Annotated in this window: 16 protein-coding genes; 8 read left to right on the top strand and 8 right to left on the bottom strand. The window is 74.3% G+C overall.

From position 1 onward, the window contains the following. Positions 1 to 226 precede the first annotated feature (226 nt). Positions 227 to 1,252: a LacI family DNA-binding transcriptional regulator gene (locus ABEA04_RS05935; protein ID WP_345455503.1), complete on the top strand. Its 1,026-nt coding sequence runs from the start codon at positions 227 to 229 to the stop codon at positions 1,250 to 1,252. On the opposite strand, the gene ABEA04_RS05930 is transcribed toward ABEA04_RS05935, so the two are convergent. Continuing rightward, the gene (locus ABEA04_RS05930; protein WP_345455500.1) at positions 1,249 to 2,049 is read right to left on the bottom strand and encodes a thioredoxin-like domain-containing protein; all 801 of its coding nucleotides are present in this window, start codon (positions 2,047 to 2,049) and stop codon (positions 1,249 to 1,251) included. The two genes, ABEA04_RS05935 and ABEA04_RS05930, sit on opposite strands and share 4 nt — an antisense overlap. 90 nt (positions 2,050 to 2,139) lie before the next feature. Beyond that, positions 2,140 to 2,814 (bottom strand): DUF1707 SHOCT-like domain-containing protein, encoded by a 675-nt coding sequence (locus tag ABEA04_RS05925; RefSeq protein ID WP_345455497.1) that lies wholly within the window; start codon positions 2,812 to 2,814, stop codon positions 2,140 to 2,142. Between the two features lie 392 nt (positions 2,815 to 3,206). Here ABEA04_RS05925 and ABEA04_RS05920 point away from each other — a divergent pair, with 392 nt between their 5' ends. Beyond that, a complete protein-coding gene (locus ABEA04_RS05920; RefSeq protein WP_345455494.1) occupies positions 3,207 to 3,944 on the top strand; it encodes a spermine/spermidine synthase domain-containing protein in 738 nt (245 codons plus the stop codon). Here ABEA04_RS05920 and ABEA04_RS05915 read toward each other — a convergent pair. From ABEA04_RS05915 to ABEA04_RS05905, 3 genes are all read right to left on the bottom strand, one after another. After that, positions 3,875 to 4,531: a hypothetical protein gene (locus ABEA04_RS05915; protein ID WP_345455491.1), complete on the bottom strand. Its 657-nt coding sequence runs from the start codon at positions 4,529 to 4,531 to the stop codon at positions 3,875 to 3,877. The genes ABEA04_RS05920 and ABEA04_RS05915 overlap by 70 nt on opposite strands. 121 nt (positions 4,532 to 4,652) lie before the next feature. After that, the gene (locus tag ABEA04_RS05910) at positions 4,653 to 5,204 is read right to left on the bottom strand and encodes an SRPBCC domain-containing protein (RefSeq protein ID WP_345455489.1); all 552 of its coding nucleotides are present in this window, start codon (positions 5,202 to 5,204) and stop codon (positions 4,653 to 4,655) included. After that, positions 5,201 to 5,593, bottom strand: coding sequence for an ArsR/SmtB family transcription factor (locus tag ABEA04_RS05905; RefSeq protein ID WP_345455487.1), 393 nt, complete (start codon positions 5,591 to 5,593; stop codon positions 5,201 to 5,203). Before ABEA04_RS05905 ends, ABEA04_RS05910 begins: the two co-directional genes overlap by 4 nt. Before the next feature lie 107 nt (positions 5,594 to 5,700). Here ABEA04_RS05905 and ABEA04_RS05900 point away from each other — a divergent pair, with 107 nt between their 5' ends. The 5 genes from ABEA04_RS05900 to ABEA04_RS05880 are packed head-to-tail and all read left to right on the top strand — an operon-like array spanning position 5,701 to position 9,104. Continuing rightward, on the top strand, positions 5,701 to 7,053 hold the full coding sequence (locus ABEA04_RS05900) for a class II fumarate hydratase (protein WP_345455638.1): 1,353 nt from the start codon (positions 5,701 to 5,703) through the stop codon (positions 7,051 to 7,053). Then, positions 7,050 to 7,763, top strand: a complete 714-nt coding sequence (locus tag ABEA04_RS05895) for a class I SAM-dependent methyltransferase (protein WP_345455485.1) — start codon at positions 7,050 to 7,052, stop codon at positions 7,761 to 7,763. Before ABEA04_RS05900 ends, ABEA04_RS05895 begins: the two co-directional genes overlap by 4 nt. Further along, positions 7,760 to 8,392: a class I SAM-dependent methyltransferase gene (locus ABEA04_RS05890; protein WP_345455483.1), complete on the top strand. Its 633-nt coding sequence runs from the start codon at positions 7,760 to 7,762 to the stop codon at positions 8,390 to 8,392. The genes ABEA04_RS05895 and ABEA04_RS05890 overlap by 4 nt, the downstream gene beginning before the upstream one ends. A gap of 32 nt (positions 8,393 to 8,424) precedes the next feature. Further along, on the top strand, positions 8,425 to 8,865 hold the full coding sequence (locus tag ABEA04_RS05885) for a hypothetical protein (RefSeq protein ID WP_345455481.1): 441 nt from the start codon (positions 8,425 to 8,427) through the stop codon (positions 8,863 to 8,865). A 59-nt stretch (positions 8,866 to 8,924) separates the two neighbouring features. Next, the gene (locus ABEA04_RS05880) at positions 8,925 to 9,104 is read left to right on the top strand and encodes a hypothetical protein (RefSeq protein WP_345455479.1); all 180 of its coding nucleotides are present in this window, start codon (positions 8,925 to 8,927) and stop codon (positions 9,102 to 9,104) included. A gap of 83 nt (positions 9,105 to 9,187) precedes the next feature. On the opposite strand, the gene ABEA04_RS05875 is transcribed toward ABEA04_RS05880, so the two are convergent. From ABEA04_RS05875 to ABEA04_RS05865, 3 genes are all read right to left on the bottom strand, one after another. After that, positions 9,188 to 9,934 (bottom strand): aggregation-promoting factor C-terminal-like domain-containing protein, encoded by a 747-nt coding sequence (locus tag ABEA04_RS05875; protein ID WP_345455478.1) that lies wholly within the window; start codon positions 9,932 to 9,934, stop codon positions 9,188 to 9,190. A gap of 485 nt (positions 9,935 to 10,419) precedes the next feature. Then, complete coding sequence (gene phoH2 / locus ABEA04_RS05870) at positions 10,420 to 11,742, bottom strand: RNA 5'-3' helicase PhoH2 (protein ID WP_345455477.1); 1,323 nt, start codon at positions 11,740 to 11,742, stop codon at positions 10,420 to 10,422. A gap of 292 nt (positions 11,743 to 12,034) precedes the next feature. Next, the gene (locus ABEA04_RS05865; RefSeq protein WP_345455476.1) at positions 12,035 to 12,820 is read right to left on the bottom strand and encodes an isoprenyl transferase; all 786 of its coding nucleotides are present in this window, start codon (positions 12,818 to 12,820) and stop codon (positions 12,035 to 12,037) included. A gap of 111 nt (positions 12,821 to 12,931) precedes the next feature. Between ABEA04_RS05865 and ABEA04_RS05860 the strand changes: the two genes are divergently transcribed. After that, the gene (locus ABEA04_RS05860; protein WP_345455474.1) at positions 12,932 to 13,849 is read left to right on the top strand and encodes an AIM24 family protein; all 918 of its coding nucleotides are present in this window, start codon (positions 12,932 to 12,934) and stop codon (positions 13,847 to 13,849) included. Positions 13,850 to 13,884: the final 35 nt, after the last annotated feature.

Genomic DNA, 13,884 nt, shown 5'->3' with positions numbered 1-13,884 from the left:
ACTCCCTGCACCGCTGGGGTGTCCATCACCTGCGCGCCCCAACTTGGAAACGTTTGCGTGCGCTGCGCAGGCCGTCGGGACGCCGGTGCGTCCGGCTCTTACGCGAATCGCGTCCTCGTGCCACTCTTCGGCCATGGGCACGGCAACGAGGCCGGACCTCCCTCCCGATCGCTCCCCCCACGCCCGCCCGGGCGGTCATGCCGGCGCGCCGTCCGCACCGGTGAACATGGCCGACGTCGCCCGCGTCGCCGACGTGTCCATCGCCACCGTCTCGCGCGCGCTGCGCGGGCTGCCCGGCGTCAGCGACGAGACCCGCGAGCGCATCCGGCGCACCGCCGACGAGCTCTCCTACGTCGTCTCCCCCGCCGCCTCGGGCCTCTCGCAGCGCGCCACTCGGCGGGTGGCGGTCGTCGTCCCGCGGCTCGACGCGTGGTTCCAGTCGACGGTGCTGGCGGCGGTCGAGGGCACCGTGCGCGACGCCGGCGTCGACGTGCTCGTCTACCAGGTCGACGGCGAGACGCAGCGACGCCGGTTCTTCCGCGACCTCCCCTCGCGCCGCAAGGTCGACGTCGTCGTGCTGGTGGCGCTGCCGCTGCTCGCGGAGGAGGAGAGTCGCCTCGACCTCCTCGGCGTCGAGGTCATCGTGGCCGGCGGGCGGCTGCGCGACTACCCGCACGTCGAGGTCGACGACCACGCGCTCGCCCGGGCCGCGACCCAGCACCTGCTCGACCTCGGCCACCGGCGCATCGGCTTCGTGCGCACCCTCGACACCCCCGGTGCGGTCTGGTCGTCCGACGTCCGCCGGCGGGAGGGGTACGCCGACGCGCTCGCGGCGGCGGGGCTGCCCCCCAGCGACGAGCTCGTCGTGAGCGAGCCGTTCGGGGTGCGGGCGGGGGCCGACGGCACGGCCCGGCTGCTGGCGCTGCCCGACCCGCCGACGGCGGTGCTGTGCTACTCCGACGAGATCGCCGTCTCGGCGTTCAGCGAGCTCACCCGGCGCGGCCTTTCGGTGCCGGGCGACGTCTCGCTCGTCGGCATCGACGGCAACCCGCTGGCCGGGCTGTTCGCGATCACCTCGCTGCAGCAGCCGGTGGCCGAGCTCGGCCGCGCGGCCGGCGAGATGGCGGTGCGGCTGATGGACGGCGAGCCGCTCGGGGCCGAGCGGGTCGAGATGCCGTGGACGCTGGTCGACCGCGGCTCGACGGGTCCGCCGTCCGGTGGTGGCCCGGCCGTCGGCGGCGCGCGGGGCTAGCGCGGGACGGCGTCCTCGGGCGAGATGCCGCCGTCGCAGGAGAAGAACGGCTCGGGCGCGGTGCTGCTGCCGGCGTACTCGTCGATGAACAGCTGCAGGCGGGGGTCGTCGGCGCCGGTGAGGAGCAGCTGGCGCCCCCAGACGGTGACCACGACGGGCGCCGGGATGCCCGGGTAGGGCGACATGATCCCGTTGTCGGGCAGCGCGTCGGCGAGCGCGTCGATGTCGTCGGCGTCGAGCTTCGCGGCGTCGTAGGTGATCCAGACCGAGCCGTGCTCGAGGTCGTGGACGCCGTTCTCCTCGCGGATCGGCTCGTCGTAGACGCCGCACTCGATCCAGGTGGGGGCGTGCGGGCCGCCGACCGGCGGCACCGGGTCGTAGGCGATGTCGTAGTCGACGTGGGACGACGGGAGGTCGTTGTAGACCTTCACCGCGGAGAGGTCGTCGCCCGGCTTCACCGGCGGGAAGCTGGTGCTCGGGCTCGGCGCCGGCCGCGGGTCGCCGCCCCTGCGCGTGGGCCGGGACGACGGCTCGGCGCGGCTGGCCGAGGCGGTGGCGGGAACCGCCGTCTCGGCGTCGTCACCGGTGCCGGGCTCGTCGTCGCCGCCGACGATCAGCAGCGGCACGAGCACCGCCCCCGCGACCACGAGCACGGCGGCGAGCACGGCTACGACGACACGTCGTCGGCCGTTGCCCTCGGACCCGCCCGCCGGTCCGCTCGGCGGCCAGCTGGGGGGCCAGCCGGCCGGGCCGGAGCCCGCGGCGGGCTCGGGCGCGGAGGAGGGCGTGTCGCTCACCCGCACAGCCTAGGAGGACGGGCGTCGTGCGCGCGGCTCATCGCTCGGACGGGGCCGTGGGCCCGGGGCGGGTGGGTGGCGGGTGGCGGGTCAGTGCAGGCGGTGGCGGCGCCGGCCGTCGTCCACGCCGGGGAGGGGGCGGCGCTTGACCGTGACGCCGCCCATGATCGCGACGCCGCGCACCCGCAGCACCTGGGCGCCGACCTGGGGCGGCGGGGTGTCGCGGTCGGACGGCCCGGCGAAGCCGCCCATGATGCCGATGCCCTCCATGACGACGTCGACGTCGGGGCCGACCACGATGGTGGCCCCGCCCATCAGCGCGTGGACGGTGACCACGCACTCGCGGGCGGCGTACCGCGCCTGCCGCATGTCGAGGTCGGCGCCGCCCATGACGGCGACGATGGTGAGGTCGGCCGGCACGGTCCAGGCGCCCTTGCGGTCGACGCCGCCCATCACGGCGAGGTGCCGCTGGCGGGCGCGGACGCCGTCCGGCGCCGGCGGCTCGGGGGTCTTCTCAAGCCGGACGGCGGGGGCCGGGCCCGTCGCGGGCCTGGCCGGCAGCGGCGACGAGCCGTCGTCGGGCAGGTCGAGGGTCAGCGGCACCAGGTCGGCGTAGGTGCGGGCGGCGTAGGTGGCCTCGAGCCGCTCGTCGAGCTCGTCGAGGTCGAGCCGCCCCTCGCCCGCCGCCCGGCGCAGCACCTCGGCGACCTCGTGCCGCTCGGCGTCGGAGACGCGCAGGTGCTCGCGGGCGGGGTCGGGACTCACGCTCCCAGCCTAAGCCGATCCCGCCGGTTGCGGACCGGGCTCGACGGGGCGGCGGTGGGGCGGCGGTGACCTGGTGACCGTTCCACACCCGAGAACGGTCACTCACGCACCGCTCACCCGGCTCAGCCCCCGCCAGCGGTGACCTGGTGACCGTTCCGCACCCGGAAACGGTCACTCACGCACCGCTCACCCGGCTCAGCCCCCGCCAGCGGTGACCCAGTTACCGTTCCGCACCCAGAAACGGTCACCCACCCACCGCCCACCCGGCTCAGCACCCGCCAGCGGTGACCTGGTGACCGTTCCGCACCCAGAAACGGTCACCCACTCACCGCCACCCCACCCCACCCCGGACGGCGGCGCGGGGTGGGAGCCCGATGCGGTGGGATGGAGCGGTGGAGTCCGAGGAGCAGTACCGCGAGCTGGCGAGGGCCGAGTCGGAGCGGGGCGAGCTGGTGCTGCGCGAGCGGCGCTCGGACGACGGCGGGCCGGCGGTGCTCGAGCTGCGGGCCAACGGCGTCTTCGTCATGGACAGCGTCGAGGTCGGCTCCGAGCGGGCGCTGGCGAGGGCGGCGCTCGAGGCGGTCGCGCAGCCGCGCACCGTGGTGGTGGCGGGTCTCGGCCTGGGCTTCACGATGCACGAGGTGCTGGCCGACTCGCGGGTCGAGACGTGCGCGGTGGTCGAGGTCGAGCAGGCGCTGGTCGACTGGATGCGCGACGGCACGGTCGCCCACGGCCCGGCACTGCTGGCCGACCAGCGGGTGACGGTGGTGGTGGCCGACGTCGCCGTCGCGGTCGCCGAGGCGCGTCCGGCGTCCTACGACCTCGTGCTGATCGACGTCGACAACGGTCCGGGCTACCTGGTTCACGACGCCAACGCCGCCCTGTACGACCCGCCGTTCCTCGGCGGCGTCCGCGCCATGCTGCGCCCGGGTGGGGCGGTGGCGGTGTGGAGCGCGGCCGAGGCGCCCGGGCTCGAGCGCACGCTCGGCGAGGTCTTCGACTCCGTCCGTGCGGTCGACCACGAGGTGCGGCTGCAGACCCGCGACGAGCGGTACTGGCTCTACCTCGGATACCTCGACGACGGCGAGGACGGCGGCACCGACGGCGACGGCGGGAACGGCGCCGGCTGACCCGCCCCAGCCGGGCGGCCGCGCCGGGTCAGGTGCACCGGCGCGCCGACGGGCACGGGGTCGGCGTCCTTGAACTCCACGCCCTCGTGGTGCCGCTCGCGGACGGCGACCTTGATCTGCTCGAGGTTGTTGCGCAGCAGGTCGCTGACCAGCTCGTCCATGCGCGGGTCGTTGAGCATGTCGATCATCACCCGCAGCACGGTCTCGGAGACCTCCGAGACGATCGTGTCGTATCCCGGCAGCTTCTTGACCAGCCGCGTGTTGGGGTCGGCGCGCACCTTCTCGGCCACCAGCGCCTTCAGCTCGTCGTGGTTCTCGAGCAGGGCGTCGGAGATGTTCTGCGTGTAGTGCCCCACCCGGATGACGGCCGCCACCTCGTCGAGGACGACGATCGTCAGCGGCCGCTTGAGCAGCTCGAGCAGGCGCATCGACAGGCTGCTGGCCCGGCGCACGACCCACGGGCGCCGCATCCCCATCCGCACCAGCAGCGCCCCGACGACGGTCGCGAGCACCGACCCGCCGACGACGACGCCGGCGACCAGCAGCAGCACCTGCAGGGTGGAGAGGTCCTCGAGCCACTGCGACATGCGTGCAGCCTAGGGACGCACCCCGCGCCCGCCGCTCCCCCGCGCGGTGCGTCGGCCCGTCGTCGATAAGCCGCGGGCCAGCTGCGGGCCAGCTGCGGGCCAGTTGCGGGTCACCCCGCGGTCAGTCGCCGAGCAGCCGCTCGTAGTGCGAGGCCATGCCGGGGTGGTACTGCTCGCCCCACTGGACGGCGTCCGCGCCGGTGCCGTCGAGGTCGGCGACCAGGCGGTCGAGGTAGTACTCCCAGCCGGGGCCGACGCTCGCGGCGATCTCGCCGGCGTCGGCGCGGTCGAGGGTCTGGGCGAAGGTGAGGGTGGTGACGCCGTCGGTCTCGGCGAGGTCGACGACCAGCCGCCACACCATCGGCTCGCCGGTGCCGTCCTCGCGCCACGGCTGCGGGTCGCGGCTGCGCACCGCGTAGTGGTGCGGCGGCCGGCACGCCTCGACGACGTAGGTCTCGACCGGGACGTCGTCGCCCTCGGCCGTCATGCGGAACGCGACCTCGCCCGACGCCGGGTCGCCGCTGAAGGTGCCGATCCAGCGCTGCATGCGCTCGGGCTCGGCGACGGCGGCCCACACGGCGGCGAGCGGCGCGGCGAAGGTGCGGGTGAGCACGAGGTGCCGGGCGCCGTCGCGCTGCTCGCGGCGTCCGGTGGGGGTGGCGGTGTGGGTCATGCGGTGTCCTCCTGGACGTCGGGCCGGTCGGGCCGGTCGGGTAGGGCGAGGTCGGGTTCGGCGGCGGTGGGACGGCGCTCGCGCACGGTGCGCCGCACCTCCAGCTCGAGGGCGTCGAGGGCGTGCTCGGGCACGGGCGGTCCGGCGAGGTCGCGCAGGAAGGTGGCGACCGGGCCGAGCCCTGCGGGGTGCAGCGCGTAGTGGCGCTCGCGGCCGCGGTCCTCGGCGACGGCGAGCCCGGCCTCGGTGAGCAGCCGCAGGTGACGGCTGACCGCGGGACGGCTGATGGGGTGCGCCGCCGCGAGGTCGACGACGCGGGCCGGACCGGCCGCGAGCGCCCGCAGCAGCTCGCGCCGCACGGGGTCGGCGAGGGCGGCGAACGGGTCCACCCGCTATTGGTAACCGATCTGTTACTAATTGGTCAAGGCCGGGTCGTTAGGTTGGCCCGGTGAGCGAGAGCAACGCAGCCGGAGACGTCAGGATCGAGCGGGACTCCATGGGCGAGGTGGAGGTGCCGGCCGCCGCCCTGTGGCGGGCGCAGACCCAGCGAGCGGTCGAGAACTTCCCCATCAGCGGGACGCCGATCGAGCCCCGCCTGGTGCACGCCCTGGGCCAGGTCAAGGCGGCCGCCGCCGTGGTCAACGGCGAGCTCGGCGTGCTCGACGCGGGCGTCGCCGAGGCGATCGCCACGGCCGCGCGCGAGGTCGCGGCGGGCGAGCACGACGACCAGTTCCCGATCGACGTCTTCCAGACCGGCTCGGGCACCAGCTCGAACATGAACGCCAACGAGGTCGTGGCCTCGCTCGCCGGGCGCGCCGGCACCGACGTCCACCCCAACGACCACGTCAACGCCAGCCAGTCGAGCAACGACACGTTCCCGACCGCCATCCACGTGGCCGTCACCCAGGCCGTCGTCGACGACCTCGTGCCGGCGCTGAAGGTGCTGGAGGACTCGCTGTCGGCCAAGGCCGAGGAGTTCGCCGGGCTCGTGAAGTCGGGCCGCACCCACCTCATGGACGCCACGCCGGTGATGCTCGGCCAGGAGTTCGGCGGCTACGCCGCGACGCTGCGCTACGCCGGCGAGCGGCTCGAGTCGGTGCTGCCGCGCGTGCGCGAGCTGCCGCTGGGCGGCACCGCCGTCGGCACCGGCATCAACACGCCCCCCGGCTTCGCCGCCCGCGTCATCGAGGTGCTCGGCGAGGCCACCGGCCAGCCGTTCACCGAGGCCCGCGACCACTTCGAGGCGCAGGGCACCCGCGACTCGCTCGTCGAGCTCAGCGGCGTGCTGCGCACGGTCGCGGTCGGCCTCACCAAGATCTGCAACGACCTGCGCTGGATGTCGTCGGGCCCCACCACCGGCCTGGCCGAGATCCACCTGCCCGACCTGCAGCCGGGCTCGAGCATCATGCCGGGCAAGGTGAACCCGGTGCTGCCGGAGGCCACGCTCATGGTCTGCTTCCAGGTCGTCGGCAACGACGCCGCCGTCACCGCGGCCGGCGCCAGCGGCAGCTTCGAGCTCAACGTAGCGATGCCGGTCATGGCCCGCAACGTGCTCGAGTCGGTGCGGCTGCTGGCGGCGTCGTCCGTGCTGCTCGCGCAGCGCTGCGTCGACGGCATCACCGCCGACGTCGACCGCATGCGCCGCTACGCGGAGTCCTCGCCGTCGGTGGTGACGCCGCTGAACAAGCACATCGGCTACGAGGCCGCCGCCAAGGTCGCCAAGCAAGCGCTCGCCGAGGGTCGCACCATCCGCGAGACCGTCATCGGGCTCGGCTTCGTCGAGCGCGGCGAGCTGACCGAGGCCGAGCTGGACGCCGCGCTCGACGTCGAGAGGATGACGCGCCCGTGATCGATGCGGGCATGACCGACCCCGAGCGGGTCCGTGCCCAGTACGCCACCGAGGAGGCACTGGCCGTGCGCCAGTCGGTGTGGCACCCGACCGCCGACGGCCGCGAGCCGTCGACCGAGGCGCTCTTCACGATCGTCGACTCGACCCCCGAGCGGGTGCTCGAGGTCGGCTGCGGCGCCGGCGCCTTCTCGGCGCGGCTGATGACGGCCCTGCCCGCGGCCGAGGTCGTCGCGCTCGACCAGTCGCCCCGCCTGGTCGAGCTCACCGCGGCCCGCGGGGTCGACGCCCGCGTGGGCGACGTGCAGCAGCTGCCGTTCGACGACGCCTCGTTCGACGCCGTCGCGGCCATGTGGATGCTCTACCACGTGCCCGACCTGCACCGTGGGCTCGCCGAGATCCGCCGCGTGCTGCGGCCGGGCGGCACCTTCGTCGCGGTCACGAACGGCGACGAGCACCTCGCCGACCTGCGCCGCGAGGCCGGCGGCGACGCCGTCGTCACCCAGTTCTCGAGCGAGAACGGCGAGGAGGCGCTGCGCCGCCACTTCGACGACGTCGTGCGCGACGACCTCGTCACCCGCGCCCTGTTCGCCGACCACGCCGCCGCCACCGCCTACCTCGAGAGCTCGCGCGAGGACGTCGACTGGCACCTGCCGCCCTTCGAGGGCCCGCGCGAGTGCGCCGGCCACACGACGGTCTTCGTGGCGCGATGACCGGGCCGGACGACGTCCACGCGGCGTACCTGGCCGACCAGCGCGAGACCTGGGACGCTGAGGCCGCAGCGTTCGACGACGAGCCCGACCACGGCCTGCGCGACCCCGCCACCCGCGAGGCGTGGGCCCAGCTGCTGGCGGCCCAGCTGCCACCCGCGCCCGCCGACGTCGTCGACCTCGGCTGCGGCACCGGCACCCTGGCGCTGCTGCTGACCGACGCCGGTCACCGGGTGCGCGGCCTCGACCTCTCCCCCGCCATGGTCGAGCGGGCGCGCGCCAAGCTCGCGGCGGCGGGGCACGACGTCCCGTTCGAGGTCGGCGACGCCTCACGGCCGCCGTTCGAGGCCGGTTCGGCCGACGTCGTCCTGTGCCGGCACGTGCTGTGGGCGCTGCCCGACCCCGGCGCGGCGCTCGAGCGGTGGGCCGGGCTGCTGCGTCCGGGCGGCCGGCTCGTGCTCGTCGAGGGCCGCTGGCACACCGGCGGCGGGCTGACCGCCGAGACCACCGAGCGGCTGGTGCGCGAGCACGTCCCCGACGCCGACCCGCGCGTCGTCCCGCTGCCCGACGACGTCTACTGGGGTGGCCCGATCGACGACGAGCGCTACCTGCTGGTCGCGCCCCTGCCCTGAGGCGCGGCCCGTGCCGTGGCAGGGTGCGGGCCATGACCCAGCGCCACGCGGTCGTCCGGCAGCTGTACGTCGTCGGCGCGGCCCTCGCCTTCGTCGGCACGTTCGTCCCGCTGTTCAGCTCGGCGCGGGCCGACGACCCCTACGCCTCGCTGAGCCTGTGGACCGCCCTCGGTGAGGACGGCGGCGGCGGTGCGCTGCTCGGCGTCGTCCTCGTGCTCGCCATGGTGGTCGTGGCGATGCTCGGCACCCGCGACGAGCACGGCTTCGGGGTGCCGGTCGGCGTGCTGGTGCTCTGCGCGGTCTCGCTCGGCATGCTGGTCGCGCGCCCGGGCGCGGGGTCGGACGCCCAGCTGGGCGCGGGCGCCGGGCTGCTGCTGGGCACGACGGTCCTGCTGGCCGGCACGGCGCTGGCCGACGCGCTCATGACGCCGGTGGCCGTGCGGGCTCCGGCCGACGAGGGTCGACCTAGGTAGCGGCAGCCTCCGACCGAGGTCGGTTCCGCCGGCTCCGCCGCGCGGCGAGGCTGGTGCACATGGACCGCACCCTCGAGCTCGTCATCGCCGTCGCCCTCGTCGTGGGCGGCCTGGTGCTCGCCCTCGGCTTCGCCGACGCCGAGTTCCTCTGGTTCCGCGGACGCCCGCTCGGCCTGGTGCTCGCCGCGATCGGCGTCCTCGACTTGGTCGCGACCCTCGCCCGCCGCCGCGAGGGGTGACGTCCCCGTCGACCCGTCGGACATGTCTGACGGGTCAGCGTCAGGTTCGTCGACCCGTCAGACATGTCTGACGGGTCAGCGGATCAGTACCAGCCGACGGACTCGCTGTGGGCCCAGGCGCCGCACGGGCTGCCGTAGCGGTCGCGGATGTAGCCGAGGCCCCAGCGGATCTGGGTGACCGGGTTGGTCGCCCAGTCGGCGCCGGCCGAGCTCATCTTCGATCCGGGCAGGGCCTGCGGGATGCCGTAGGCCGACGAGGTCGGGTTGTCGGCGTAGACGTTCCAGCCGGACTCGCGCACGTAGAGCGAGTCGAGGCAGCCGAACTGGTCGCTGCTGAAGCCGAACTCGCCGAGCAGGGCCATGGCGATGTCGCGCGGGTCGGCGTCGGAGAGGTCCTCCGAGCCGGCCTCGGCCTTGCCCACGGGCTCGACCAGGGTGGCGGCCTTGACGGGGTCGCGCGTCTCGCGACGGTCGGCTGAGCGCGAGACCGTCGTGCGACGCAGCGCCTCTCGGTCGCCGGCGGCGCGGGCCCCGAGCGCGGGAGCGGCGTCACCCCCGGTGCGGGTGGCCTCCTCGATCGCCTGCGCGGCGGCGAGGTCGGCCGCGTCGGGGGTGCTCTCGCCCGCCCCGACCAGCTGCGCGTCGAGGGTGGTGGCGACCGAGGCCGAGGCGCCGGTCAGGACGCCGCCGCCCACGGTGGCGCCGGTGGCCACGACGGCGACCGACGAGGCCAGGACGGTGGCACCGACCGCGCGGCGTCCCGTCTCGGCGAGGGCCGGGCGGGAGGGAGCGGCGCGGTGCTTGGGAACGTGCTTGACGTGCTTCGACAAGGGTCTGGTGATCCGATGGGTCGGCGACGATGGACGCGCGGGAGCCGCGAACCAGCAGCGCCCCCGGGGAAAGTCTCGGGCCACCATGCCCAAACCACCCGAAGGGACGCAAACCGGCGTCCACAGGACGGGCGGACGACGCTGGGCCCGGTGGGGCGGGTGTGACGCACGGGTCCCGCGGGGCGGCACGACCGAGCCTCGGAACCCCGCAGCGTCCGCGCGAACGTCCCGTGCACGGCCGGTGGTCGTCCTCCGGTGGCCGTCATCGACACCACGCACCGTCCACGCCAACCTGACCCCACGGACCCTGAGCTTGTCGAAGGGCACCCCCACGCCGACGTTCGCGTGGGGGGGCCGGTGGTCTCGAGGCTCGTCGCCAGGCTCCTCGCACCTCGACCATCGTCCGGGCAAGGCGTCCCACGATGGTCGAGGTGCGGGGCCGGCCACGGCCGAGCCTCGAGACCCCGGACGGTCCGCGCAGACGGCTACAGCGTGACGTTCTCGAGCATCTCGGTGACCAGGGCCGCGATCGGCGAGCGCTCGGAGCGGGTCAGCGTGACGTGCGCGAACAGCGGGTGGCCCTTGAGCCGCTCGATGACGGCGACGACGCCGTCGTGGCGCCCGACGCGCAGGTTGTCGCGTTGGGCGACGTCGTGGGTGAGCACCACCTTGGAATTCGCGCCGATGCGCGAGAGCACGGTGAGCAGCACGTTGCGCTCGAGCGACTGCGCCTCGTCGACGATGACGAAGGAGTCGTGCAGCGAGCGACCCCGGATGTGGGTCAGCGGCAGCACCTCGAGCATGCCCTGGGCGAGCACCTCGTCGATGACCTCCTTGGAGGTGATCGCGCCGAGGGTGTCGAAGACCGCCTGCCCCCAGGGCGACATCTTCTCCGACTCCGACCCGGGCAGGTAGCCGAGCTCCTGCCCCCCGACCGCGAACAGCGGGCGGAAGACGACGACCTTCTGGTGCTGGCGGCGCTCGAGGACCGCCTCGAGGCCGGCGCACAGCGCGAGCGCCGACTTGCCGGTGCCGGCGCGGCCGCCGAGCGAGACGATGCCCACCTCGGGGTCGAGCAGCATCTCGAGGGCGACGCGCTGCTCGGCCGAGCGGCCGTGCAGGCCGAAGGCGTCGCGGTCGCCGCGCACGAGGTGCACGTGCTTGTCGGCGCCGACGCGACCGAGCGCCGTCCCGCGGTCGGAGAGCAGCACCAGGCCCTGGTGGCAGGGCAGCTCGCGGGCCGACTCGAGGTCGACGGTGCCGTCGTCGTACAGCTCGTCGAGGACGCCGGCCTCGACCTCGAGCTCGGCCATGCCGCTGTAGCCGGTGTCGGAGTCGCTGATCGACTCGGCGCGGTACTCCTGGGCGTCGAGGCCCACGGCGGAGGCCTTGATGCGCAGCGGGAGGTCCTTCGAGACGAGCGTGACGTCGCGGCCCTCGTCGGAGAGGTTCTGGGCGACGGCCAGGATCCGGGTGTCGTTGTCGCCGAGCCGGAAGCCCGAGGGCAGGGCCGTCGGGTCGGTGTGGTTCAGCTCGACGCGCACCGTGCCGCCGTGGTCGCCCACCGGCACCGGCTCGTCGAGACGGCCGTGGCTGACCCGCAGGTCGTCGAGCATGCGCAGCGCGGAGCGGGCGAAGTAGCCCAGCTCGGGGTGGTGGCGCTTGCCCTCGAGCTCGGTGATCACGACCACCGGGAGCACGACCTCGTGCTCCTCGAAGCGGCGCAGGGCGCCGGGGTCGGCCAGCAGGACGCTGGTGTCGAGCACGTAGGTGCGGACCGGGGACTTCTCGCTTGCGGCAACGGCCACGGTGAACCCCTTCACCGGACCGCGCGGGCACCCTCGCCCGGTCCTCACTCAGATGCAGTGGACCGGGAGAGGGCCCGAACGCCGGAGTGCCGGCGCCCTCCCACCGCGACGGACTCGCCGTCCGCGGTGTGGTGGTCGTGATCGCTCACGTTCGGGCCTCCCGATGGCGGACAGCTTCCCCACTGGCCGCTGAGAGGACGCTACGACCGGCGGGACGGCGAACCGGGACGACACGCCTGAATGCGGGGTGACGGTCGTGTGAACGGATCGCAGCCGGCGTGGCGGTGTGCGATCAGGAGCCGAAGCGGCGCTCGCGGCGGGCGTAGGCCCGGATGGCGCGCAGGAAGTCGACGCGCCGGAAGTCGGGCCAGTAGGCCTCGCAGAAGTAGAACTCCGAGCGCGCGCTCTGCCACAGCAGGAACCCGCCCAGCCGCTGCTCGCCGGAGGTGCGGATGACGAGGTCGGGGTCGGGCTGGCCCTTGGTGTAGAGGTGGTCGGCGATGTGCTCGACGTCGATCAGCTGGGCGAGCTGCTCGAGCGAGGTGCCCTTGGCGGCGTGCTCGTGCAGCAGCGAGCGGACGGCGTCGGTGATCTCGCGGCGTCCGCCGTAGCCGACGGCCACGTTGACCAGCATCCCGTCGACGTCGGCGGTCGCCTCGGCGGCCGCCTTGAGCCGGCTCGCGGTGGCGTCGGGCAGCAGGTCGAGCGCGCCGACGGGGTGCAGCCGCCAGCGGCGCTGGTCGGCGAGTGAGTCGACGGCGTCGGCGATGATCTCGAGCAGCGGGTCGAGCTCGGGGGCGGGCCGGTTGAGGTTGTCGGTGCTGAGCAGCCAGAGGGTGACGACCTGGATGCCGACCTCGTCGCACCAGCCGAGCAGCGGCTCGATGTTGGCGGCCCCGGCCTGGTGGCCGTGCGCGGTGTCGCGGCCGACGGCGCGGGCCCAGCGGCGGTTGCCGTCGAGCATGACGCCGACGTGCTGCGGCAACGCCAGCGAGCCGTCGCGCGACATCCGGCGCAGCATCCGCGCCTCGTAGGCGGGGTAGAGCACGCGTCGCACCCCTCGCCGCCAGTCCGCCACGGCGCCGATGGTAGTCACCGGCGGGCCGGATGTGCTCGCCGCGCGGCGGCGCGGGTGTGAGGATGGCGGCCGACGTCCGAGATCCGAACCAGCACCGCACAGGAGACACGCATGAACGCCGACTGGCACCCCGACCCGACCGGCAAGCACGAGCTGCGCTACTGGGACGGCTCGCAGTGGACCGAGCACGTCGTCGACGCCGGGCAGCAGTCCACCGACCCGATCGGCGCGGCGCCGTCCGACGGCGGCGGCCAGCAGGGCCAGCAGGCCCAGCAGCCGGCCCAGCAGGGCGGCGGCTACGGCCAGCAGGGCGGACAGCCGCAGCAGGGCGGCCAGCAGGGCTTCGGCGGCGACGTGTTCGGCGGGCTCTCGGGCGACCTGATCGACGGCCGCTTCTCCGAGGTCAGCGGCCCCGGCGCGTCGCTGCAGAACAGCAAGATGCTGCGGGTGCGCATCACCGAGCCGTTCATGGCCAAGCAGGGCTCGATGGTGGCCTACCAGGGCAACGTGAACTTCCACTTCCAGGGCGGCGGCGCCGGCAAGTTCATCAAGAAGGCGCTCACCGGCGAGGGCCTCTCGCTGATGCGCGTGGAGGGCCAGGGAGACGTGTTCATCGCCGACACGGCGAAGCACGTGCACATCCTGCAGGTCAACAACAGCGGCATCTCGGTGAGCGGCAAGAACGTGCTCGCCTTCTCCTCGTCGCTGCAGTACAACATCGAGCGCGTCAAGGGCGCAGGCATCGCCACCGGCGGGCTGTTCAACACCACGCTGCGCGGCAGCGGCTGGGTGGCGATCACCACCGAGGGCGAGCCCGTCGTCCTCAACGCGGCCGAGGCGCCGACCTTCGCCGACACCGACGCCATCGTGGCGTGGTCGATCAACCTCGACACCTCGCTGCGCTCCACGCTGAGCGCCGGCGCGCTGATCGGCCGGGGCTCGGGCGAGGCCGTGCAGGTGGCGTTCAGCGGCCAGGGCTTCGTCATCGTGCAGCCCTCCGAGGGCTACCCGGTCGCCGGCCAGCAGTAGCCGGGACAGGCCCGGGACAGGCTGGGACGGGTTGG

Source organism: Nocardioides marinquilinus, assembly GCF_039543705.1.
GTDB lineage: Bacteria > Actinomycetota > Actinomycetes > Propionibacteriales > Nocardioidaceae > Nocardioides > Nocardioides marinquilinus.
This window is presented reverse-complemented; position numbering and strand designations above follow the sequence as displayed.

Coding starts and splice junctions, on each gene's coding strand:
- ABEA04_RS05935 (WP_345455503.1), top strand. CDS start 227: ATGGCCGACGTCGCCCGCGTCGCCGACGTGTCCATCGCCACCGTCTCG.
- ABEA04_RS05915 (WP_345455491.1), bottom strand. CDS start 4,531: ATGTCGCAGTGGCTCGAGGACCTCTCCACCCTGCAGGTGCTGCTGCTG.
- ABEA04_RS05910 (WP_345455489.1), bottom strand. CDS start 5,204: ATGACCCACACCGCCACCCCCACCGGACGCCGCGAGCAGCGCGACGGC.
- ABEA04_RS05900 (WP_345455638.1), top strand. CDS start 5,701: ATGGGCGAGGTGGAGGTGCCGGCCGCCGCCCTGTGGCGGGCGCAGACC.
- ABEA04_RS05890 (WP_345455483.1), top strand. CDS start 7,760: ATGACCGGGCCGGACGACGTCCACGCGGCGTACCTGGCCGACCAGCGC.
- ABEA04_RS05885 (WP_345455481.1), top strand. CDS start 8,425: ATGACCCAGCGCCACGCGGTCGTCCGGCAGCTGTACGTCGTCGGCGCG.
- ABEA04_RS05880 (WP_345455479.1), top strand. CDS start 8,925: ATGGACCGCACCCTCGAGCTCGTCATCGCCGTCGCCCTCGTCGTGGGC.
- ABEA04_RS05860 (WP_345455474.1), top strand. CDS start 12,932: ATGAACGCCGACTGGCACCCCGACCCGACCGGCAAGCACGAGCTGCGC.